General features: G+C 68.3%; 20 protein-coding genes and 2 pseudogenes. 12 read left to right on the forward strand and 10 right to left on the reverse strand.

Going from position 1 to position 21,817, the window contains the following annotated elements:
- Window positions 1-28 precede the first annotated feature (28 nt).
- Genes ACFQBT_RS04380 through ACFQBT_RS04400 form a run of 5 tightly spaced genes read left to right on the forward strand, consistent with a single transcriptional unit; the run spans window position 29 to window position 2,851 of the window.
- Window positions 29-241: a hypothetical protein gene (locus ACFQBT_RS04380; protein WP_377825580.1), complete on the forward strand. Its 213-nt coding sequence runs from the start codon at window positions 29-31 to the stop codon at window positions 239-241.
- Window positions 234-620 carry a TadE family protein gene (locus tag ACFQBT_RS04385; protein WP_377820674.1) on the forward strand — a complete coding sequence of 129 codons (387 nt, stop codon included), beginning with the start codon at window positions 234-236 and terminating at the stop codon, window positions 618-620. Before ACFQBT_RS04380 ends, ACFQBT_RS04385 begins: the two co-directional genes overlap by 8 nt.
- A complete protein-coding gene (locus ACFQBT_RS04390) occupies window positions 617-1,057 on the forward strand; it encodes a pilus assembly protein (RefSeq protein WP_377820675.1) in 441 nt (146 codons plus the stop codon). The genes ACFQBT_RS04385 and ACFQBT_RS04390 overlap by 4 nt, the downstream gene beginning before the upstream one ends.
- On the forward strand, window positions 1,054-1,539 hold the full coding sequence (locus ACFQBT_RS04395) for a pilus assembly protein TadG-related protein (protein ID WP_377820677.1): 486 nt from the start codon (window positions 1,054-1,056) through the stop codon (window positions 1,537-1,539). Before ACFQBT_RS04390 ends, ACFQBT_RS04395 begins: the two co-directional genes overlap by 4 nt.
- 31 nt (window positions 1,540-1,570) lie before the next feature.
- The gene (locus tag ACFQBT_RS04400; protein ID WP_377820679.1) at window positions 1,571-2,851 is read left to right on the forward strand and encodes an LCP family protein; all 1,281 of its coding nucleotides are present in this window, start codon (window positions 1,571-1,573) and stop codon (window positions 2,849-2,851) included.
- Here the strand turns inward: ACFQBT_RS04400 and ACFQBT_RS04405 are convergent.
- A complete protein-coding gene (locus ACFQBT_RS04405) occupies window positions 2,848-3,306 on the reverse strand; it encodes a TspO/MBR family protein (protein ID WP_377820681.1) in 459 nt (152 codons plus the stop codon). The genes ACFQBT_RS04400 and ACFQBT_RS04405 overlap by 4 nt on opposite strands.
- A 16-nt stretch (window positions 3,307-3,322) precedes the next feature.
- A complete protein-coding gene (gene prfB, locus ACFQBT_RS04410) occupies window positions 3,323-4,429 on the reverse strand; it encodes a peptide chain release factor 2 (protein ID WP_377820682.1) in 1,107 nt (368 codons plus the stop codon).
- A gap of 166 nt (window positions 4,430-4,595) precedes the next feature.
- On the opposite strand from prfB, the pseudogene ftsE reads away from it, so the two are divergent.
- The 4 genes and pseudogenes from ftsE to smpB form a co-directional block, all read left to right on the forward strand.
- Window positions 4,596-5,159, forward strand: a pseudogene (gene ftsE, locus ACFQBT_RS04415) (cell division ATP-binding protein FtsE); the annotation flags it as partial.
- 124 nt (window positions 5,160-5,283) lie between these two features.
- Entirely contained in the window at window positions 5,284-6,201 is a 918-nt protein-coding gene (ftsX, locus tag ACFQBT_RS04420; protein WP_377820684.1) for a permease-like cell division protein FtsX, read from the forward strand.
- Complete coding sequence (locus tag ACFQBT_RS04425; protein ID WP_377820686.1) at window positions 6,198-7,514, forward strand: peptidoglycan DD-metalloendopeptidase family protein; 1,317 nt, start codon at window positions 6,198-6,200, stop codon at window positions 7,512-7,514. Before ftsX ends, ACFQBT_RS04425 begins: the two co-directional genes overlap by 4 nt.
- A gap of 40 nt (window positions 7,515-7,554) precedes the next feature.
- On the forward strand, window positions 7,555-8,040 hold the full coding sequence (gene smpB / locus ACFQBT_RS04430; RefSeq protein WP_377820688.1) for an SsrA-binding protein SmpB: 486 nt from the start codon (window positions 7,555-7,557) through the stop codon (window positions 8,038-8,040).
- A 5-nt stretch (window positions 8,041-8,045) separates the two neighbouring features.
- Here smpB and ACFQBT_RS04435 read toward each other — a convergent pair whose 3' ends face one another.
- Window positions 8,046-8,666, reverse strand: a complete 621-nt coding sequence (locus ACFQBT_RS04435) for an FHA domain-containing protein (protein WP_377820689.1) — start codon at window positions 8,664-8,666, stop codon at window positions 8,046-8,048.
- 110 nt (window positions 8,667-8,776) lie between these two features.
- Here ACFQBT_RS04435 and ACFQBT_RS04440 point away from each other — a divergent pair, with 110 nt between their 5' ends.
- The 3 genes from ACFQBT_RS04440 to ACFQBT_RS04450 all read left to right on the forward strand — a co-directional run bounded on the left by ACFQBT_RS04440 (window position 8,777) and on the right by ACFQBT_RS04450 (window position 13,159).
- Window positions 8,777-10,246 carry an NAD(P)/FAD-dependent oxidoreductase gene (locus ACFQBT_RS04440; protein ID WP_377820690.1) on the forward strand — a complete coding sequence of 490 codons (1,470 nt, stop codon included), beginning with the start codon at window positions 8,777-8,779 and terminating at the stop codon, window positions 10,244-10,246.
- A 346-nt stretch (window positions 10,247-10,592) separates the two neighbouring features.
- Window positions 10,593-11,858: a M16 family metallopeptidase gene (locus ACFQBT_RS04445; protein WP_377820692.1), complete on the forward strand. Its 1,266-nt coding sequence runs from the start codon at window positions 10,593-10,595 to the stop codon at window positions 11,856-11,858.
- Window positions 11,855-13,159: a M16 family metallopeptidase gene (locus ACFQBT_RS04450; protein WP_377820693.1), complete on the forward strand. Its 1,305-nt coding sequence runs from the start codon at window positions 11,855-11,857 to the stop codon at window positions 13,157-13,159. Before ACFQBT_RS04445 ends, ACFQBT_RS04450 begins: the two co-directional genes overlap by 4 nt.
- Window positions 13,160-13,214: 55 nt before the next feature.
- On the opposite strand, the gene ACFQBT_RS04455 is transcribed toward ACFQBT_RS04450, so the two are convergent.
- From ACFQBT_RS04455 to aroA, 7 genes and pseudogenes are all read right to left on the reverse strand, one after another.
- Entirely contained in the window at window positions 13,215-14,783 is a 1,569-nt protein-coding gene (locus tag ACFQBT_RS04455) for an HNH endonuclease signature motif containing protein (protein ID WP_377820695.1), read from the reverse strand.
- A 143-nt stretch (window positions 14,784-14,926) separates the two neighbouring features.
- A complete protein-coding gene (locus ACFQBT_RS04460; RefSeq protein ID WP_377820696.1) occupies window positions 14,927-15,478 on the reverse strand; it encodes a phosphotransferase-like protein in 552 nt (183 codons plus the stop codon).
- A gap of 9 nt (window positions 15,479-15,487) precedes the next feature.
- Window positions 15,488-16,831, reverse strand: a complete 1,344-nt coding sequence (gene gabT, locus ACFQBT_RS04465; RefSeq protein WP_377820697.1) for a 4-aminobutyrate--2-oxoglutarate transaminase — start codon at window positions 16,829-16,831, stop codon at window positions 15,488-15,490.
- A gap of 81 nt (window positions 16,832-16,912) precedes the next feature.
- Window positions 16,913-17,706: pseudogene (locus ACFQBT_RS04470) on the reverse strand (inositol monophosphatase family protein).
- 24 nt (window positions 17,707-17,730) lie between these two features.
- Entirely contained in the window at window positions 17,731-19,464 is a 1,734-nt protein-coding gene (locus ACFQBT_RS04475) for an FUSC family protein (protein ID WP_377820699.1), read from the reverse strand.
- A gap of 3 nt (window positions 19,465-19,467) precedes the next feature.
- Window positions 19,468-20,496, reverse strand: coding sequence for a ribosome small subunit-dependent GTPase A (rsgA, locus tag ACFQBT_RS04480; RefSeq protein ID WP_377820701.1), 1,029 nt, complete (start codon window positions 20,494-20,496; stop codon window positions 19,468-19,470).
- Window positions 20,497-20,500: 4 nt separating this feature from the next.
- Window positions 20,501-21,799, reverse strand: a complete 1,299-nt coding sequence (gene aroA, locus ACFQBT_RS04485) for a 3-phosphoshikimate 1-carboxyvinyltransferase (RefSeq protein ID WP_377820703.1) — start codon at window positions 21,797-21,799, stop codon at window positions 20,501-20,503.
- Window positions 21,800-21,817: the final 18 nt, after the last annotated feature.

Genomic DNA, 21,817 nt, shown 5'->3' on the forward strand with positions numbered 1-21,817 from the left:
CACACCGAAGAAACAACCGGAGGAAGACATGAAAACCGCACGACAGCTGAACGAGCGCATCCTGCGCGCCATGGTGGTCCGAACCCACCTGCCGGCCGAGGACCGGGAGCGAGGCGACGTTCCGGGATGGGTGCTCATCACCATCATGACGGCGGGTCTGGTGACCGCGCTGTGGAAGTTCGCCGGTCCCGCACTGACCGGCATGTTCAGTACGGCGATCCACAGTGTCACGGGTGGCTGACCGAATACATCGCGAAAGAGGTTCTGCAGCAGCAGAATTCGTGATGGTGGGCGCGCTGCTCATCCTGATGTTCCTCGCGGCCTTCCAGGTCGGCTTTGCGCTCTTCGTGCGCAACACGCTGATCTCCGACGCCACGGAGGGCGCCCGTTTCGGGGCTCGCGCCGACGCCACGGCGGATGCCGGGGCCAGCCGCGCCCGGGAGTTGATCACCCGCGGGCTCGCGGGACGCTTCGCCCGGGACGTGCGCGCGGATGTGGTGGACGAGGGCGGGGCACGCGTCGTACGCGTAACCGTCGTTGCGCCGCTGCCGGTCGTGGGTCCATTCGGTCCGTCGCAAACTCTCATCGTCAGCGGCCGCGCCTACCAGGAGGCCCAGTGATCACGCTGCGGCGACGCCTCGGAGACGGCGATCGCGGGTCGGCGGTGATCGAGTTCCTCGTCGTGGGGATCCTGCTCGCGCTGCCGGTGTTCTACCTGGTCATCACTCTGGCCCGGCTGCAAGCGGGCACCTATGCGGTGACGGCGGCCGCGCGGGAGAGTGCGCGCACGTTCGTCGCGGCGGACACCCCTGCGGTCGCGAGCCAGCGGGCGAGGGCGGCCGCCCGCCTAGCCTTCCAGGACCAGGGCTTCGGCGCCGCGGGAAACCTGGTCGCGCGCTGCGCAGGGGTGTGCCTGGCCCGGGGAAGCACCGTGACGACCCGGGCCGACCTGAGCGTCGACCTGCCGCTGATTCCCGACTTCCTGCGAGGAGTCGTGCCATCCAGCATCTCGGTGTCCGCGACGCACACCGAAGCGGTCGATCGGTTCAAACGGTGAACCGGTTCCAGCGGCTGCGGGCGGACGGCGAGCGAGGCAGAGTGCTGCTCCTGGGCGCCGGCCTGTTCGCGCTCCTCGGCCTGCTGGTGATGGGCGGGATCGACGTCACCGCCATCCAGCTGGCGCGGGTGCAGATGATCGACGCAGCCGACGCGGCCGCGCTGGATGCGGCCGACGCAGTGGACCCTGGTGCGATCTATCGCAGCGGAGTGGGTCAGCAGGTGGCTCTTTCCGACCGGAGCGTGCGCACCGATGCCGCCGCGAGCCTCGGCCGGCAACACCGGCCCGGCCAGGTGACCGGCTGGGCGGTGATCGACGGGACGGGCAGCTCCGATGGACGCACCGCGCGAGTGGTCCTGCGTGGCACCGTGCATCCGCCGCTGTCGGGCGGGTTGCTCGCGTTGATCGGCAAGGACGTCACCATCACGGTGCAATCGGACGCCCGATCCGACACCGAGTTGGTAACCGGGCCCCGCCCATGACTTGCACAGCCGGGCCGACTATCGTCAGCCGGTGCCCGAACCCGTTTCCCGCTCCGCGGCTCGCAGCCGCGCTCGCACCGCTGTTCTCCGCCGCCGCATCCTGGCCGCCGTCCTGGTGGTCCTGGTCGCGGCCGGTGTCACCGGTGGACTGCTCCTTCACCACCTGAACGGCAACATCCGCACCCAGAACCTGGTGGGCGTCGGCACCGCCAAGGAGAAGAAATCGGGTCCGATCAACATCCTGGTGATGGGTTCGGACACCCGCGACGGGCAGGCCAACTGCGCCCTGGGCGGAGCGTGTGCGAAAGAGACGACCACGTCGAACGCCGCCGCCGAGTCCGATGGCGCGAACGCCGATGTGATCATGGTGGTCCACGTCGCCGCCGACCGGTCGAACGCCTCGGTGCTGAGCATTCCGCGCGACACCGTGGTCAAGATCCCCGCCTGCACCAACGACGGCAAGACCATCCCGGCGCGCACCGACCGGATCAACGCCAGCCTGATGGGCGGACCCTCCTGTACCGCGCAAACCGTCGGTCAGCTGACCGGGATCACCATCAACCACTTCGTGGTTATCGACTTCGCCGGAGTCGTGACCATGTCCGATGCCGTCGGGGGAGTGCAGGTGTGCGTTGACAACAACGTCTACGACACCTACTCGCACCTGAAGCTGGCCAAGGGCACGCACACGCTGGAAGGCAAAGCGGCGCTGGAGTTCCTGCGGACCCGGCACGGCTTCGGAGACGGCGGAGACGTCGGCCGGACCGTCGCCCAGCACTTGTTCCTGTCCTCGATGATCCGCCAGGTCGAATCCGCCTCGACCCTGGCGAACCCGGTGAAGGTCTACAACCTGGCCGACGCCGCGACCAAGGCAGTGACCGTCGATGACGACCTCGGCTCCGTGACCGCGCTGAGTAGCTTGCTTCTGGAGATCAAGGACGTCCCAAGCAGCCGGATCACCTTCGTGACCACGCCGACCGACTACAACCCGGCGAACAAGAACGAACTGATCGTGGCGCCCAACGCCGCGGCGCTGTTCGCCAAGATCGCCGGCGACCAGGCGTTGTCGCAGAAAAAGACGTCGACCGCCAAGAGCCCGTCGACCTCCGCCTCCTCCTCTGCCTCCCGTACGCCGACCCCCACTCCCAGCGTATCGTCCAGTTCGCCGGCGCCGGACTACGCGACGACGGCGGACGCGGCTACCGGCTGCGCGCAGGTCAGCACCTACCGCACGGTGTCATTGCATGGGGTGCCGATGACCCCCATCCGCGCCTACGAGCTGGCCCAGGACGTGCCGGACTCAGCCAACTAGTTGCGGCGGGCGATGTCGGCGTTCAGCGCGAGCGCGAAGGCACCCCACGCGGCGTACGGCGTCAGCATCAGCGCCGAGGCACGGTCCACCGTGGCGCTGCGCCGGATCAGGTCCAGGGTGCTGACCTCCAGCACCGCCTGAACGGCCACGGAGGTCTTGACCTGCTCACCGACGAAGTACACCCAGGTGAATGCGGTGTTCAGGGCCAGGTTCGCGCCCAGCGCCACGGCGTAGTCGCGGCGTTCCTTGTCGCTGGGTAGCCGTTCCAGGGTCCGGGCCGAGGCCAGCGCGGTCAACGAGTAGATGGTGGTCCACGCCGGGGCGAACAGCCAGGCGGGCGGCTGCCAGGAGGGCTTCTTCAGGCCCTGGTACCACGGTGAGTCAGGCTTGGTTCCCAGTGTCCCGAGCGCGGCACAGGCGGCGACGGCGGGAGCGGTCCACTTCAGGTAGCGCATGGGTCCGATGCTGGCATCAGTCCTTGTCGGCAGAAAGCTTCCAACGGATACCCGCTTCGATGAACCCGTCGATGTCGCCGTCGAACACGGCGGTGGGATTGCCGACCTCGTGCTCGGTGCGCAGATCCTTGACCATCTGGTACGGGTTCAGCACGTAGGACCGCATCTGGTCACCCCAGCTGGCCTTGATGTCTCCGGCCAGTTCCTTCTTCTCGGCCGCCTCCTGCTCCTTGCGCAGCAACAGCAGGCGCGACTGCAGCACGCGCAGGGCCGCGGCGCGGTTCTGGATCTGGCTCTTCTCGTTCTGCATCGAGACCACGATGCCGGTGGGTATGTGCGTCATCCGGACCGCGGAGTCGGTGGTGTTGACGCTCTGACCGCCGGGGCCGGAGGAGCGGAACACATCGACCTTGATCTCGTTCTCGGGGATCTCGATCGAGTCGGTGGACTCGATCAGCGGCACAACCTCCACCGCCGCGAAGCTGGTCTGTCGCCGGCCCTGGTTGTCGAACGGGCTGATCCGCACCAACCGGTGCGTACCCGCCTCCACCTGTAGGTTCCCGTAGGCGTAGGGCACGTTGACCTCGAAGGTGGCACTCTTCAGGCCCGCCTCCTCGGCGTACGACGTGTCCATGACCTTCGTCGGATAGCCGTGCCGCTCGGCCCAGCGCAGGTACATCCGCATCAGCATCTCGGCGAAGTCGGCCGCGTCGACGCCGCCGGCGCCGGACCGGATGGTGATCACGGCTGCCCGCTCGTCGTACTCACCGGACAGCAGGGTGCGGACCTCGAGTTCGCCGACGTCCTTGGTCAAGGTCATCAGATCCGCCTCGGCCTCAGCCAGCGTGTCGGCGTCACCCTCCTCCTGACCCATCTCGACCAGGACCTCCAGGTCGTCGATGCGGCTGTCCATCGACTCGACGCGTTCGAGCTCGGAGTTGGCGCGCGACAGGGCCGAGGTCACTTCCTGGGCGTGCTCGGGGTCGTCCCACAGGTCCGGCGCCCCGGACTTGGCCTCCAGATCGCTGATCCGGGCGCGCAGCGAGTCCAGATCCGTCACCTCGCGGACCGAGTCCATCGTGGTGCGCAGTTTCTTGATCTCTTCGGGGAAGTCGACAGCCACGATTGTCCAGGTTACTTCGCCGGGCCGGGTCCGGCGGAATCGCGGGAGTTCGTCGACTCCCGGCGTGCCGTGTCAATCCGCGGCCGCGGGGAACGTAGGTTCGACCCGGACCTGTCCGCCATCGCGACCCGGAGCACTCCTACACACCGTGATTCTGCTCGACCATGTGACCAAGCGGTACGACACCTCCTCTGCTCCAGCGCTCGATGACGTCAGCGTGGAGATCGAGCGCGGTGAGTTCGCGTTCGTCGTCGGCGCCTCCGGGTCGGGTAAGTCGACCTTGTTGCGACTGGTGACCCGGGAGGTCGCGCCGACCCACGGCCGGATCCAGGTGGCCGGTCACAACTTGGCGGACATGCCCGAGCGGCGTATCCCGGCGCTGCGCCGGGAGGTCGGTGTGGTGTTCCAGGACTTCCGGCTGCTCGAGGGCAAGACGGTCCAGCAGAACGTCGCCTTCGTGCTGCAGGTGCTGGGTGCCAAACGGCGCCGGATCAAACAACAGGTGCCCGAGGCTCTGGAACTGGTGGGCCTGGCCGACAAGGCCAAGCGGTTGCCGCACGAACTGTCCGGTGGCGAGCAGCAGCGTGTCGCGATCGCGCGGGCGGTGGTCAAGGAGCCGCCGATCCTGTTGGCCGACGAGCCCACCGGCAACCTCGATCCGGAAACCAGCCAGGAGATCATGCGGCTACTGCAACGGATCAACAAGACCGGCACCACCGTCGTGGTGGCCACCCACGAGCGCGGCATCGTCGATGAGTCCCGTAAGCGGGTCATCGAGTTGCGCGACGGGGTCCTGGTCCGTGACGAGCAGGAGGGCGCGTACGACGCGAGTCAGCCGGGGAGGCCGATCGCTGATGCGGTTGCGATTCATCCTGGGCGAAGTGGGCAGCGGCCTGCGGCGCAACGCCTCGATGTTCGTCTCGGTCGTTCTGGTCGCGATGGTCTCGTTGTTCTTCCTCGGCGCCGGGCTGCTTGCCCAGCGCGAGGTGAACCTGGCCAAGGGGTACTGGTACGACAAGGTCCAGGTCTCGGTGTTCATGTGCACCGCGCAATCCAGCGACGTTCCTTCCTGCTCCGGCGGCGCGGTGACGCCCGCGCAGCAGGAGGCGATCAAGCACCAGTTGGAGTCCATGAAGCCACTGGTCGAGCAGGTGTACTACGAGAGCGCCCAGGACGCCTACGCGCGGTTCAAAGAACAGTTCGCCGGGTCGCCCTACCTGTCCCAGGTGACGGTTGACTCGATGCCCAGTTCGTTCCGGGTCAAACTCTCCGACCCGGCGCGCTACGACGACGTCGTCCAGGCCTTCGACGGGACGGCCGGCGTGGAGGCGGTCAGTGATCAGACCAAGGTGCTGGACTCGTTCTTCAAGTTGCTGAACGTGATCAGCATCGGCGCTGCGGTCCTGGCGGTCGTCATGGTGTTGTGTTCGATCCTGTTGATCAGCACCACCATCCGCCAGGTCGCGTTCACCCGTCGACGGCAGGTGAACATCATGCGGATGGTGGGTGCTTCCAAGGCGACGATCTCCTTGCCGTTCATCATCGAGACGACGACCGCTGCCCTCGTCGGTGCGGCGCTCGCAGTCGGATTGCTTTGGGCGATGGTGCATTTCGGGGTGAGCCAACTGGTGTCGTCCCCGACCGACGGGACGATCATCAGCATCATCACGACGCGCGACGTCTGGGTGATTGCACCGTGGTTGGTGGGCGGAGCGCTCATACTGGCTTTGGTGACGTCGTGGATCACGTTGCGACGGCAGGTGCAGGTATGAGAGGCAAGGGAGTCTTCCGGATGCGGGCGGTGCGAACAGGTCTGGTGACCGTGACGCTGTTGGGCACGCTCGCCCTGGGCACGCACGCGTACGCTGACGACCCTGACGCGCAGAAGCACAAGGTCGACCAGCACATCTCGCAGCTGCAGGACGATCTGGACGACACCAGCGCCGCACTGATCGCCGCCAACAACAAGCTGAACGCCACGAACGCGAAGGTGGCCGCGGCGACCAAGACGTTGCAGGACAAACAGGCTGAAGTGATCTCGGCCCAGAACCACCAACGCGACATTGCTGCACAGCTGCAGATCGCCGACGCCAATGAAGCGCAGGGCAAGGCCGATCTGTCCGCCAACGCCGCGGCCCAGACCAAGACCCGTGCTCTGGTCGGCGGGATCGCTCGCCAGAGTTACATGTCCGGCGGCCTCGGTTCGCTGGGACTGACCCTGAACCTGTTGACGTCCAACGACAACACCGACCTCACGGTGGCCGATGTCGTCATGCGCCAACAGGGTTCGGTGCTGTCGAACCTGACCAGCCAGCGCGCGGCCCAGCAAGCGGCGCAGGACCGGGTCAGCGCCGCCAAGCGCCGGGTCGCCCAGCTCAAGATCGACGCGGACAACGCGCTCACCCGGGCCAACGTGGCCCGCGACGCGGCGACGAAGGCCCGCAACGACCTGGTGGCGTTGCAGAAGACGCAGTCCCAGCAGAAGGCGGACCTGGAGAAGCAGAAGTCCGCCGAACTGGCCAACCTCAAGAAGGAGCAGGCTGAATCCGCCCGGCTGTCGAAGGTGCTGGCGCAGCGAGCGGCGGCTGCGAAGGCCGCTGCGGCCAAGAACGCGGCCCTGCGCGCGAAGGCGGCCGCGAACGCCCGGCAGCAGGCGGCTGCGCAGAGCAGTGGCGACACCTCGGGGCTCTTCCTGACCCCGCCCATGCCGGTCAGCACCATCCGCTCCGGCTTCGGCATGCGGCTGAATCCCGTGCTGCACATCTGGCTCATGCACGAAGGTGACGACTTCCCCTTCCCGTGCGGCACCCCGGTGTACGCCGCAGCGGCCGGGACCGTCATCAGCACCTCTTACGACCCGGTGGCGGGCAACCACGTCGTCATCGATCACGGTCTGGTCGGCAGCGTCGACCTGGGCACGTGGTATGCCCACCTGTCCCGGTTCGCAACCAAACCCGGCACCTCCGTGAAAAAGGGTCAGCTGATCGGCTACTCCGGTACGACGGGCCGCTCCACCGGATGCCACTTGCACTTCGCCGTGATGGAGGACGGGCGCGCGGTCAATCCGCTGACCTGGCTGACCTGACCGGGATATGAATTTGCGGCCGGTTCGTAGACTGGCCGGTATGGCCAAAGAGACCGGTCGCAAAGTGATCGCACAGAACAAGAAGGCCCGTCACGACTTCCTCATCGAGGGCACCGTCGAGGCGGGTCTGGTTCTGACCGGCACCGAGGTCAAGAGTCTGCGGATGGGCCGCGCGTCGCTGGTCGACGGATTCGCCAGCGAGCGCGACGGCGAACTGTGGCTGGAGAACGTCTACATCCCGGAGTACCTGCAAGGCACCTGGACCAATCACGCGGCCCGGCGGCGGCGCAAGCTGCTGCTGCACCGGCACCAGATCGACAAGCTGGTCGTCGCGTCGCGGGAGTCGGGTCACACGTTGATCCCGCTCGCGCTGTACTTCGTCGACGGCCGGGCCAAGGTCGAACTTGCGGTCGCCAAGGGTAAGAAGCTGCACGACAAGCGCCAGACGCTGCGCGAGCGGCAGGACAACCGGGAGGCCCAACGGGCCATGTCGGTGCGGCTGAAGCGCGGCGCGGGCGCCGGCTGAGGCGCTCAGGCGCTGACGAGCCACCCATCGCGCACCTCGAAGGTCGAGGCGCCGATACCGATCCGGTCGCCCTCGTGCAGACGCGTGGTCTGCACCCGGCGTCCGTTGACGAAGGTCCCGTTGCGGCTGCCGAGGTCCTCGATGATCAGGCCCTGGTCGTCCGCGCTGATGCGCGCATGATGGCGAGACACGAGCATGTCGTCCAGCACGATCGAATTGGAGCGGGCGCGGCCCAGCGTGAGGCTGTCGTCGTCGTCGGCGGCGGGCTCGGGCGGCGCAGCCGGGGCAGGTGCCGCCATCGCCGGTTCCGGCTCACCGGACAGTGCCTCGGGGCTGGTGTGGTGCTCGGCCCACACCTGGTGGACCTCCTCGGCGGTGTGCGCGGTGCCGCCTTGCACCCACGGCTGCGCGTAGTCAGCCGAGGGCGCATCCGGAGCGGGGGCGGGTTCGTCGAGGGCCGGGTCGTAGGCGGGCGCCGGCGACTCGACGTACGCCGCGTGCCTGGGTTCGGGGGTGGCCGACCCGGACCGGCGGGCGGGCGGGCCCTGCCAGGCAGGCTGGTCGGCCGATGCCGATGCATCCCCCCACGAGATCGGCGTCGCAGGACGGACTTCAGGCTGATTCATCGGTGCTCCATGCGGGAATCGTCACAGTGCTGGCCACTCTAGTGACGGTTACGGTCGCGGTGGCCGTACGGCAGACTAGTCTCTCCGCCCATTGTCGCCGGACCGGAGTGTTGAGGAACCATGCCCGATCAGATTGGCCCGACCCACAACGGCCGCCACCGAGTCGTCATCATCGGATCCGGCTTCGGGGGCTGTTCGCCGCCCGCAAGCTGGCTCGCCTCGATGTCGATGTCCTGCTGATCTCCAGCACGACGCACCACCTGTTCCAGCCGTTGCTCTACCAGGTGGCCACCGGCATCCTGTCCGAGGGAGTCATCGCGCCCTCGACCCGGGACGTCCTGTCGCGCAAGCGCAACGTCACCGTCCTCTTCGGTCACGTGCGGGACATCGATGTCGAGAAAAAGGTCGTCACCGCCGACGCACTGGACACGACCAACAGCTACGACTACGACACGCTGATCGTCGCAGCCGGTGCGGGACAGTCCTACTTCGGCCACGACGAGTTCTCCCGGTTCGCACCGGGCATGAAGAGCATCGACGACGCCCTCGAGCTGCGGGGCCGGATCTTCGGCTCCTTCGAACTGGCGGAGCTGGCGGCCAGCGGGGGCTATCACGACGACGTACCGCGCCTGATGACCTTCGTGGTCGTCGGTGCCGGTCCGACCGGGGTGGAGATGGCCGGGCAGATCGCCGAACTGTCGCGGCGCACGATCTCCAAGGACTTCCGGTACATCAATCCCAAGGACACCAAGGTGATCCTGCTGGATGCGGCGTCGCAGGTACTCCCGGCGTTCGGTGACCGCCTCGGCGGCAAGGCGCAGAAGAAGCTGGAGCAGCTCGGCGTCGATGTGCAGTTGGGCGCGAAGGTCATCGACGTGGACGCCAACGGGATCAACGTCGAGGACTCGGATGGCAACCGGCGCAGGATCATCGCGCTGTGCAAGGTGTGGGCGGCCGGTGTGCAGGCCAGCCCGTTGGGCAAGATCCTGGGCGATCAGACGGGGGCCGAGGTCGATCGGGCGGGCCGCATCTCGGTCAACCCCGATCTGACGCTGCCCGGTCACCCGGAGATCTTCGTGGTCGGCGACATGATGTCCCTGGACAAGTTGCCCGGTGTGGCGCAGGTAGCCATCCAGGGCGGTCACTTCGCCGCCAAGCAGGTGAAGAACCGGTTGCACGGCAAACCGACCGACCCGCAGTTCCACTACAAGGACAAGGGTTCGATGGCGACCATCTCCCGGTTCAGCGCGGTTGCCTCGGTCGGCAAGCTACGGCTGTCGGGGTTCCTGGCCTGGTTGATGTGGTTGGCCGTCCACCTGTTCTACATCATCGGCTTCAAGAGCCAGTTCACGACGTTCTTCCACTGGCTGGTGTCGTTCCTGGGGCGGGCCCGCGGCGAGCGGACCAGCACCGAGCAGCAGATCTACGGACGCCTGGCGATCCACAAACTGGGTGACAGTTTCACCCCGTCGGCGGATCTGCCCCGCCGGGCGACGACCGGGGACGGTCAACCGCTGGTCGATCCGGACGCCCCGGACGACGTCGTACCCCGGTCGTACGGCGCCCGTCCGGGGGTCTGACCGGGTCAGCCGGCGCGGCCCGCGAGGGCGACCAAGACTCCTGCCGTCGCGAAGTACTTGTTGGATCCCAGGTCGCGGATGGACTTGATGCCGAGCAGTTCCTGCAACGCCTCGGCGTGCTGGGGGTCAGGCCCGCGAGCGCGTCGACCGGGGCGTCGAGGATTTCTTCGAGCGTCTTGTCCTCGTACGCCTTGTCAAGGGCCTTGGTGAGGTCCACGGATACAGCCATCGGAGTGCTCCTTATCAGGTGAGCGTCGGAGGTTCCGACGCTGGTGCGCACCGTGGCGTAGGTAGCTGAACCATGCCTGAATGTCGTGTGGCGTGTCGGCGTGCCTAAGGTGTCCGCATGCCGCTGGACTATCCGATCGCCGTACGCGAACTGGCTAACGGGCTGCGCGTCGTCGTGAGCTCCGACCGGTCCGTACCCACCGTGTCCGTCAACCTGTGGGTGGGGGTCGGTTCCCGCCACGAGGAGCCGGGGCACACCGGGTTCGCCCATCTTTTCGAGCACTTGATGTTCCAGGGTTCGCGCAATGTCGCCGAGGGAGAACACTTCGCGACGCTGCTGGCCCAGGGCGCGCGACTGAACGCGACCACGTGGTTCGACCGCACCAACTACTTCGAGACGGTCCCGACCGGGGCCTATGAGTTGGCGCTCTGGCTGGAAGCTGACCGGCACGGCGGCCTGCTGGACGCCGTCACCCAGGAGTGCCTGGACAACCAGCGGGACGTGGTGAAGGAAGAGAAGCGGCAGCGATACGACAACCGGCCCTACGGCAACGCGCTGGTCGACATCTACGCGGCGGTGTTCCCGGACGGCCACCCCTACCAGCACCCCACGATCGGCTCGATGGCCGACCTGGACGCGGCGTCCCTGCAGGATGTGCACGACTTCTTCCGAGCGCATTACGCCCCCAACAACACCGTGCTGACCCTGGTCGGAGACCTGAGCGAGGAGGACGGTTTCGCAGCGGCGGACCGGTACTTCGGCGCATTGGAGCCGGTGGATCTGGCGGATCGTCCGGTCCCGGCGCTCGGACCCCTCCAAGCGCCGGTGCGGTTGGAACGGGTCGAGGACGTGCCCGAGGACCGGCTCTATGTCGCGTTCCGGCTGCCCGCCGCCGATGACCCGGATTTCCTGGCCGCCGAGTTGGCGTTCGATGTCCTGGCCGGTGGCGCGACCTCCCGCCTCTACCGGCGTCTGGTCCGCGGCAGCCAGCAGGCCACCCACGTCGGCCGCAGCGTGATGGGCCTGGCCGCGGGGGTTTCTCTCGGCTACTTCCTTTTCGACGCGGCCGACGGTGTATCGGTGGCCGCGCTGGAGGAGGCCCTGGTGGCGGAGCTGACCGGCCTGGCGGAGCGACCTCCGACCGAGGTGGAGATGGAGGTTGTACTGGCCGACACCGAGCGGTGGTGGCTGCAGTCCCTCGCTGCCCAGGACGAGCGGGCCGATCTGCTGAGCCACTACACCTTGCTGTACGACGACCCGGAGTTCATCAACACCTATCTGGATAGCGTGGCGCAGGTGACCTCCGCCGACATCGCCCGGGTCGCGAGGCGATGGCTGCATCCGGACTCCCGGGCGGTCGTGACCTACGAGGTGAAGCCGTGAGCGCCAGGCCGGCGGTGGCGCCGCCGCAGCCATGGACGTTCCCGGTCCCGGACAGTTTCCGGCTGCCCAACGGTATGCAGGTGTTGCTCTACCGACGCCCCGGGCAGAAAGTGATCTCGACGCGGCTTGTCGTTCCCGTGCCGTTGTCGGCGGAGCCGCGGGCTGTCGAAGGCGTGGCGACCATCGTGAGTCGAACCCTTGACGAGGGCACGTTGTCGCGCTCGGCGGACGAGACGGCTGAGCTCCTCGAACGGCACGGCATTGCCTACGGCGCTTCCTTCGGGCAGAACGGCCTGACATTGGACACCGAGTCGACGGCTCGTGGGTTGAACGTCGGCTGGGAGTTGCTAGCGGAGTTCTTGGGTCGACCGGCCTTCGATGAGACGGAGGTGGATCGCCACGTACGGCAGCGCCTTTCCGAGATCGACCACCAGCTGGCCAACCCGGGGAGCCGGGCGGCCGTGGAATGGGTGAAGACCTACTACACCCCGGGCAGTCGCGCCTCTCGTCCGACCGCGGGCAGCGCGGATACGGTCGCCGCCATCACCCCGGACGACTGCCGCGACTTCTACGGGTACCTGTCACCTCGACATTCGACGCTGATTGTCGCCGGTGATTTCGACGACCCTCGTGAGGCCTTGGCCGGGACGTTGGGAGCGTGGTCCCCGGTGACGACACCCGCGCCGTCGACCCACGATGAATTGGCCGACGACCGCGCGCGCATCGTGTTCGTCGACCGCCCAGGCTCGGTCCAGACCGAGTTGTACGTCGGTCAGGCGGGCCCCGCACGCCGCGTCGACTGGGCGCCCTACCCGGTCCTCGGTTTCGTCCTGGGCGGCGCTCCGACTGCACGTATCGATGCGGTGCTGCGGGAGGAGAAGGGCTACACCTACGGCATCCGGGCCGGATTCCGTCCCCGCAAGGACGACGGCACCTTCCTGGTGTCCGGGTCGGTGCGGGCCGACGTGACCGCTCCTGCACTCGACCTGCTACTCACAATCCTCGATGGCGCAACGGAATTCACGTCCGAGGAGGTCCGCAACGGGGCCGACTACGTTGCTCGTACCGCCCCCGGCCGCTACGCCACCGCCGACGTCGTGGCCGACGAGGCTGCCGGCCTTGCCCTGTTCGGTCTCGGCACGGACTACGTGACCGAATACCTGGCGCAGTTGCCCACGCTGACCGCGGACGACGTGAGTCAGGCGTGGTCGCTGTGGCGCGACACCCCCGCAGCATCGTGCTGGTGGGGGATGCCGCCGAGCACGCGGATGCGGTCCGCGCGCTCGGTCACGGTGACGTGAGCGTGGTCGGCTGAGCGTAGTCGGCTGATCGTGCTTGTTTCAGCGTCGCTCCGCGTCAGGCGGCAGCCCAGTGATAGTTGCGTTGCCATTGCAGCTCACCGGGTGGGTTGTCCGGCGCAAACAGGTCCCCGCCGTAGGCGGTGCGAGTGCCCTGCAGGTGCTGCGGTGGGACGAGGAACTCAAGGTGCCCGTCACGTTCCCGGATCTCGATGTCGCGTTCGTGGACCAGGTGATGGTGATAGGCGCACAACAAACAGCCGTTGGCGATGTCCGTGGGCCCGTGGGGACCGCCAAGACGTCGAGGTTTCCAGGCGTCGCGCCAGTGATGTCCCTCGCACCAGGCCGGCGGCCGATCACAGCCTGGATAGCAGCAACCTCGGTCGCGGACGGCCAGTGCTCGGCGTTGGGTGGCGTTGAACAACCGCTGCGTAGTACCGAGGTCCAACGGCAGCGACGCGCCGCCCAACACCTGCGGCAGGACGCCGGCACTACAGGCCAGTAGCCGGACCTGCGCGGCGCTGATGCGCGTCCCCGACGGCAGGGTGCCGTGGCCGAGGCCGACCAGGAACCCTGGGGCGTGTCCGGTTCCGGTCGACCCGTCCGGTCCGCCGGGGTCTTGGCCCTCGGTCGAGACAGCGCTCCCACCGGAGTCGGTCTCCGTGCTCGGGGCGGTCTGAGCCCCTGCCGCCAGGCGGGCCACTGCCGCGCGCGTGGCCTCATAGTCGACGTTCACGGTGAGCAATGAGCTGATCCCGCCCGCGTTGGGCAGAGCGTCAATGGGTAGGTGGGTACAAACCGCGGCGAACGCCCGCCCGTCCCGGTGCCGTTTGTCCATCGGCCACCAATCAGGCTCGGCCTCATCGACGTGGTCGGCTGACTCGTCCAGGTGATAGCGCCGGGGCGCGGCCAGCGCCTCCACAGCCGTCCGCAGTGACTCAGCTTCCAGATCGGGGACGGTGAAGTACCCGCGCCAGGTCCCATCCCGGTTGTCACGCATCCAGAACGAACTGGACCGCCGCGCCCTGCGCTCTCTGGCCTGTAGCTGATCTTCTTCGTGCGCATCGGCCTGCGCCCGGGTCTTGAATGCCTCTGCAGCGCGCGTCGCGGCCCTACCCAGATCCTGGATGCTCGCCTCGCCGGCGATCGTCAGCAGCGACCGCTGGGCCTCCTGTCGCTCGACCTGCGGAACCGCCGCCGGCAGGTTGTTCATCGCCCGGGTGATGATCGCCGCCTGGTCGCGGTTGATGGACCCGCTGGCCAACGCCTCCTCGATCATCGGGGTGTTGGTGATCTGCCGAGCGGTGGTCACCAATCGGCTCGTATCCGCGCGATCCCCACCGAAGTCGGTGGCCAGCAGCTGCCCGGTGCTCACCGCTCCCGCAGCCCTCGCCGCATCCCGCTCGCTCAGGTCCCGGGCGATCACCATCAGCACCGCATCGATGCGCGCCTTGGCCCGCGCCAACGCCGCGGACACCGCGCGCAGCCGTTCGTCACTGATCGCCGCATCGGTGCTGCGGGAGGCGGTCAGGCCGTCAAGGGCCGTGTGGAGCGCGGTCACTCCTTCGACCAGGTCCGTTTCGGGGAGGGAACTGGACGCCGCCGCGTCCGTCAGCGTCAGACTCACCCCCGCCCCCTCCCCGAAGCGCCCGAACCGGCCGAGCAGCCCGCCCCTCGCAGACCGCTCCAACCGATGTCAATGACGCTAGCCGCACTGCGACTCCCGTGCCGCGAACTCGATGGGACCCTGGGGATAACCCGAAGCCGGGGTCAGCGCGCGAGTCGGTGCGCGATGGACCGCGCCAACGTAGTCGGGTCGGCGTTGGTGGTGTCGACGGTGAAGTCGTACTCAATACCCTCATGGACGATAAGCGCCTGCCGCGCGGCCATTCCGGCGATACGGTCGCCGCGGCGCGCCTCGCGCTCGGCCGCGACGACCGGCGTGCAGCGCACGCCGATCCACGCGGTCGTCACACCCTCCAACGCTTTCCGCCAACGCTTCTGCGCCGCAACGCCGCTCACGAAGTTGTCCTCGATGATGAGGTGCGCGCCATGCCGGGCCATCGCACCGACACCAGCCTGCCACTGCTGCTCCAGGGCCGTGAACGCCGGGCCGATCGTGACCGCACCGTCGGCTTCGACCTCGAACCCGCCGGCGCCGACGAGCCGGGGCGGAAGCGCGTCGATGAAGTCATCGATCCCCAGGCGTAACCACGAGCCCGGCAGCTCCGACTGCAGGGCTAACGCCAAAGACGACTTGCCCGAGCTCGACCCACCGTTGAGAACAATGGCGCTCGGGCCCGTGGCCCCGGTCTCGAGCACCCTCGCGGCTCAGGCGAGCTCGTCGAACGCTTCAGCCAGAACGCCGAGGCCCTCCAGCAGCAGCTCGTCGCCGATCACCAGCGGCGGCAGCAACCGGATGACGTTGCCGAACGTGCCACAGGTCAACACCACGACGCCGCGCTCGTGGCAGTACTTCGCGACCGCACCGGTGAGCGCAGCATCCGGCTCGATCCCGCCCGGCTGCACGATCTCGATCGCCAGCATCGCGCCGCGGCCGCGGATGTCGCCGAGCTGCGGGTGCGCCGACTGGATCTCGCGCAACCGTGCGGTGGCGATGTCCTCGATGTGTGCGGCCCGCTCCAGTAATCCGTCGGCCGCCATCGTCTCGATCGCGCCCAGAGCAGCTGCGCACGCGACCGGGTTACCACCGTACGTACCACCGAGTCCACCGGCGTGTACGGCGTCCATCATCTCCGCGCGTCCGGTCACCGCGGCCAGGGGCAAGCCGCCGGCGATTCCCTTGGCGGTCGTCACCAGGTCCGGGACGACGCCCTCCTGCTCGCTCATGAACCAGGTTCCGGTGCGGGCGAATCCGCTCTGCACCTCATCGGCGATGAAGACGATCCCGTTGTCCTTGCACCACGCAGCCATCGCCGCCAGGTAACCCGGTGCCGGCACGATGAACCCGCCCTCGCCTTGCAGCGGCTCGATGATGAACGCAGCGATCTGGTCCGCACCGACCGTCTTCTCCGCGATCGCGATACTGCGGGCGGCAGCCTCGGCCCCGGTCATCCCATCGGGGTCGCGTAGCGGGTAGGAGGCGGGCACCCGGTAGATATCGGAGGCGAACGGCCCGAAGCCCTTCTTGTAGGGCATGGCCTTCGCGGTCAGGGCCATCGTCAGGTTGGTACGGCCGTGGTAGGCGTGATCGGCCGCGACCACCGCGGTGCGCCCGGTGGCGTGCCGGGCGATCTTGATCGCGTTCTCGACGGCTTCAGCGCCGGAGTTGAACAGCGCCGACTTCTTGGCGTGGTCGCCCGGAGTCAGTTCGGCCAGTTTCTCCGCGACCGCGACGTACCCCTCGTAGGGGCTGATCATGAAGCAGGTATGGGTGAAGTCAGCCACCTGTTGCTGGACACCGGCGACCACCCGGGGGTCGCTGTTGCCCACGGTGGTGACCGCGATGCCCGAGCCGAGGTCGATCAGCAGGTTGCCGTCGACGTCCTCGATCACTCCGCCGCCCGCCCGGGCGACGAATACCGGCATGGTCGAACTCACGCCGGCGGCAACGGCCGCAGTACGGCGCTGCGCCAGCTCCAGCGAGCGTGGGCCGGGCAGCGTCGTACGCAATTCGCAACGCTGGGGCAGGTCGGTGCTGACGGTCGTGCTCATGGCGGCTCCTGTCGTGCCAGATCCGGGCCCGGGATGGTCGGGGTGCTACCAGTCTGCCACCGGAGCCATTTCGATTTCGAACTAGCTCGTAACCTCCGTGCCCAGGGTCCGCAGCACTTCGTCGTGCAACAGCCCGTTGCTCGCGACCGCATTGCCGCTCCAACACCCGTCGACCCCGTCCAGTCCGGTGAACCGGCCGCCGGCCTCGCGCACGATCGGCACGAGGGCGGCCATGTCGTGCACCGCCAGTTCCGGCTCGGCGGCGACGTCGGCCGCACCCTCGGCGACCAACATGTAGGACCAGAAGTCGCCGTACCCGCGGGTGCGCCAGCACACGTCCATCAGGTCCGCGAACTGGTCCTGGCGGCCCAGCTGGGCCCAGCCGTGCAGGCTCGAGTAGGACAAGGATGCGTCGGTCAGCGACGAGACCTCGGATACGTGGATGGGCCGGGAGGAGGACAGTGAGCGTCCGGCCCGCGCGCCGGTGCCTGCCGCCGCCCACCAGCGGGAGCCGAGAGCCGGAGCGGCGACCACGCCCACCACCGGCACGCCGTCCTCGACCAGCGCGATCAGCGTGGCCCATACCGGCACCCCGCGCACGTAGTTCTTGGTGCCGTCGATCGGGTCGATGATCCACTGCCGCGCGGCGCTCCCTCGGTGCCGAACTCCTCGCCGCGGACGGAGTCGCGACCGCGCACCCGCCCGAGTTGGGCGCGGATCACCCGTTCGACCTCCAGGTCGGCGTCGCTGACCGGCGACAGGTCGGGTTTGGTCTCGACCTTCAGGTCCTGCGCGCGGAACCTGTCCAGCGTGATGGGCTCGACCGCGTCGGCGAGGACGTGGGCCAGGCGCAGATCATCGTCGTACGTCGTCACGCACCGACCGTAGCGGCCCGCACCTCACCGCGCGGGCCGGGACAGGCCGATCCGCAACATTGCCCGCAACCGGTCCGCGAGCGCCACGGCGTCGATCTGGCGGGTGTTGATCGGCGGGAGGTCGGCGAAGATCTGCTGGAGCGCGGCCGCCATCCGTTCCAGGCGCAGGTACCGGCGCGGGTCGTCGGTCCAGCACGCGGCGAGCACCAGATAGGTCGCTTCGTTGAACTGCCGCTCCACCAGGTCCCAGTCCTTCATCTGGGTGGGCAGGTCGGTCTGCGCCAGGGACAGGATGTGCGCGCACTGCAACTGCTCGAAGGCCAGATCACGCCGGGCCTCGAAGCCGGCGTCGGTGGCCCACCGGCCTGAGGCGGCCAGCACCAGCACCCGCTCGAGCGAGCGCAGACCACGCCGGAACTGCCTGCGCGCCAACATGATCGGCGCGCGCCGTCCGGTCAGCCAGATGATCACGATCGAGGCGAAGGCGCCGATCGCGGTGTCCACGATCCGGTCACGGACCAGGGTGTCGATATTCGCGGTCGGCCGGGACGTGCTGGTGATCAGCAGCGCCATCGGTGTCACGAACATGGCCGCGATCGCGTAGTTGATCGCCGCGGTCCACTGGACCAGGAAGACGCACAACATCACGATCGCGAAGGTGACGTATTCGTTCGGATGCAGTGAATGCACCGCGAAGAAGAGCAGGATGCCGACGATCGTGCCGGCCAGACGCTGGGCAGCGCGGTGGGTCAGGGACAGCCGGTCGGTGTTCAGCGACATCACCAGGGCGGTCGTCATCACCGCCCAGTAGGGCTGCTCCACCTGCAGGCCGTACGCGATGACGCAGGTCAGCAGGATGGCGGCCCCGATGCGCCGAGCAGCCAGCCATGGCAGCGATGAGCGGGAGAAGCCCCATCGCACCAGGTACTGCGTCTTGGGGCGCCCGAGATAGCGACGCTGCTCCATGGTGCGGACCGCGACCTTCGCGTGCGGGATGGAGCGTTGCAGGATCTGGCGGACCAGGGCCACGTGCAGTCGGCGCAGTCGCGCGTTCAGGCGGCGCCATTCCTTGCGACGCGGTTCGCGCCCCACCGCATCCTCCAAGACGATGCCCCCACTGATCACCGCGGTATACGCCTCGTCCCGCAGCGCCCCCAGCTCGCGAGCGCTGGTCTCGGGACCGGCCGCGAGATACGCATCGACGGACTCCTGCGCCACCTCGACGGCGTCCCGTTCGGGGTGGACACCGCGAATCACCGTGATCAGCAAGGACACCACGCAGGCCACCACTGCGGCGCAACCGCACACGAGCACGATTTCGTGCAGGGGCAGGCGCTGCCCGACGTACGACGCGATGGCCGGTCCGAGGATCAGGAACATCGCACCGGGCGGGTCGGCGACCAGCGTGTTGTAGCCCAGGACGGCGATCATGGCGATCACCGTCAGGCTGATCGTCAGCAGGACCGGCATCCCGCCGGTGAGCGCTCCGATGGCGATCGCGACGATGTAGAAGGCGATCATGCCGGTCAGGATCGGGATGCGGGCGCGGGGCGGGCGGTCGGGTGCGACCAGCCCGATGAAGGCGCCGGTCGTGCCGAGCAGACCCACCTTGAGCCCGGCGAAACTCGAGACCGTGAGCACCGCGACCGCGGTGCAGATGGTCGCCGACAGCGCGAACTTCCAGCGCCCAGGTGCCTTCTTCACCTGGGTGAAGGTCATCAGGTTCCGGCTGACGCCGTCGGGAAGCGCCCAGGGCATCGGTCAGTTCTCCGCCGGCGCGTCGTCGGGATCCGGCGTGCCGAGACGGGACCTGAGCAACCGCCGCAAGGATCTCAACCGGGCTGGACCGGAAGGCCCCGCGTGACCGTCGGCGACCCAGGCGTCCAGGGCGCAGTCGGGTTCGTCGTGCGTGCAGCCGCGCGGACACTCGGCGGTGCCGGCGGCCAGATCGGGGAAGTGTTCGATGATCCGGGCGGGGTCGACGTGCGCCAACCCGAAGGACCGCACGCCCGGGGTGTCGATGACCCAACCCCCGCCGGGCAACGGCAGCGCGGACGTCGACGTGGAGGTGTGCCGGCCGCGACCGGTGACCTCGTTGACGTGGCCGGTGGCCCGATCGGCCTGCGGCACGAGGTCATTCACCAGAGTTGACTTCCCCACGCCGGAGTGGCCGACCAGCACGGTCATCCGGCCGCCGAGGCGAGAACGCAACTGATCGAGCCCGGCCGGAGGGTCCGAGCGCAGGTTGGTCACGACGTACGGGACATCCAGGGCGACGTACTCCTGCAGGAATGCGGTCGGGTCGCCCAGGTCGGCCTTGGTAAGCACGAGCAACGGATCCATCCCCGCGTCGTACGCCGCGACCAGACAACGGTCGATCATCCGTGGCCGTGGGGTCGGGTCCGCGATCGCCGTCACGATGGCCAACTGATCGGCATTCGCGACGATGGCCCGCTCCACCGGGTCGGTGTCGTCGGCGGTGCGGCGCAGCATCGTGGTGCGGGGTTCGACCCGCACGATGCGTGCCAGGGTCCCCGGATCGCCGCTGGTGTCACCGACGAGGGCGACCCGGTCGCCGACGACGATGCTGGTGCGGCCCAGTTCGCGAGCGCGCATCGCGATGACGGTGCGGTCGTCGTACAGACAGGTCCAACGGCCGCGGTCGACGCCCACGACCATCGCGATCACTGCATCGAGGTGGGCCGGCCGATCCTTGGTGCGCGGCCGGCTTCCGCGGCGCCCGGGGCGCACACGGATGTCGCTCTCGTCGTAGTCGTAGCGCGCCGGCACCGGCTCAGGCCACCCCGAGCATCTGCGTCCACAGGGCCGGGAACTCCGGCATCGTCTTACCGACGGTGGCGATGTTCTCGACCACCACACCGGGCACCGCCAGACCGATCACGGCGGCTGCCATGACCATCCGGTGATCGGCGTACGTGCGAAACAGGCCGCCGTGCAACGGAGTCGGCCGGATGACCAGGCCGTCCTCGGTCTCGGTGGCGCTGCCGCCGAGGCGGTTGATCTCGGTGCTCAACGCCGCCAGCCGGTCGGTCTCGTGCCCCCGGATGTGGGCGACCCCGCGCAGGTGGGTGGGGGAGTCGGCCAAGGTCGCGAGTGCGGCGATGACCGGGGTCAGCTCGCTGGCATCGTGCAGGTCGAGGTCGACCCCCAGGATCTCGCCGGTGCCGGCGACGGTGAGTCCCTCACGGGTGTGTTGCACCTCGGCGCCCATCATGTCCAGGATGTCGCGCAGGTGGTCCCCGCCCTGGGTCGTCACGTGCGGCCAGCCCGGGATGGTCACGCTGCCACCGGCCACCATCGCGGCCGCGAGGAACGGCGCCGCGTTGGACAGGTCCGGCTCGATCTCGACGTCGAGCGCACTGATCTCGGTGGGTTCGATCCGCCACGTGTTGGCGTCGCTGTCATCGACCAGCACGCCGGCGTCGCGCAGCACCTCGACGGTCATCGCGATGTGCGGCAGCGACGGCAGCGGTTTGCCCTCGTGCACCACGGTGATGCCCTCGTCGTAACGGGCGCCCGCCAGCAGCAGCGCGGACACGAATTGCGACGAGCCGGAGGCGTCGATGCGCACGGTCCCGCCACGCACAGCACCCCTGCCGTGCAACGTGATCGGCAGATTGTCGCCCTCGACGTCGACACCGAGGTCGCGCAGCGCCTGCACGACAGGACGCATCGGGCGGCGTCGGGCAGCCTCGTCCCCATCGAAGCGCACCGTCCCGTCGGCCAGCGCGGCGACCGGTGGCACGAACCGCATCACGGTGCCGGCCAGCCCGCAGTCGATCTGAGTCGCGCCGGTGATCGGACCCGGCTGCACCAGCCACGCGTCGTGGCCGTAGTCCTCGGGGGCGTCGGTGATGTGCGCACCGAGCGAACGCAGCGCGTCGACCATCAGCACGGTGTCCCGGGAGCGCAACGGGTGCCGCAGCACCGACTCGTCACCGGCCAGGGCGGCCAGCACCAGGAAACGGTTGGTGAGGGATTTGCTGCCGGGCACCCGCACCCGCGCGTCCAACGGGCCGCCGGCGCGCGGCGCGGCCCAGTCACCGTCGGTGAGCAGATCCGTCGCGTTCACCCGCCCCACGGTAGTCGC

Origin of the sequence: Branchiibius cervicis, from assembly GCF_042661605.1 — a bacterium.
GTDB lineage: Bacteria > Actinomycetota > Actinomycetes > Actinomycetales > Dermatophilaceae > Branchiibius > Branchiibius cervicis.

Excerpts from the sequence above, each read along its gene's own strand:
- ACFQBT_RS04380 (WP_377825580.1), top strand. The coding sequence starts at position 29 with ATGAAAACCGCACGACAGCTGAACGAGCGCATCCTGCGCGCCATGGTG.
- ACFQBT_RS04405 (WP_377820681.1), bottom strand. The coding sequence starts at position 3,306 with ATGCGCTACCTGAAGTGGACCGCTCCCGCCGTCGCCGCCTGTGCCGCG.
- ftsX (WP_377820684.1), top strand. The coding sequence starts at position 5,284 with ATGCGGTTGCGATTCATCCTGGGCGAAGTGGGCAGCGGCCTGCGGCGC.
- ACFQBT_RS04425 (WP_377820686.1), top strand. The coding sequence starts at position 6,198 with ATGAGAGGCAAGGGAGTCTTCCGGATGCGGGCGGTGCGAACAGGTCTG.
- smpB (WP_377820688.1), top strand. The coding sequence starts at position 7,555 with ATGGCCAAAGAGACCGGTCGCAAAGTGATCGCACAGAACAAGAAGGCC.
- ACFQBT_RS04435 (WP_377820689.1), bottom strand. The coding sequence starts at position 8,666 with ATGAATCAGCCTGAAGTCCGTCCTGCGACGCCGATCTCGTGGGGGGAT.
- ACFQBT_RS04445 (WP_377820692.1), top strand. The coding sequence starts at position 10,593 with ATGCCGCTGGACTATCCGATCGCCGTACGCGAACTGGCTAACGGGCTG.
- gabT (WP_377820697.1), bottom strand. The coding sequence starts at position 16,831 with ATGAGCACGACCGTCAGCACCGACCTGCCCCAGCGTTGCGAATTGCGT.
- ACFQBT_RS04475 (WP_377820699.1), bottom strand. The coding sequence starts at position 19,464 with ATGCCCTGGGCGCTTCCCGACGGCGTCAGCCGGAACCTGATGACCTTC.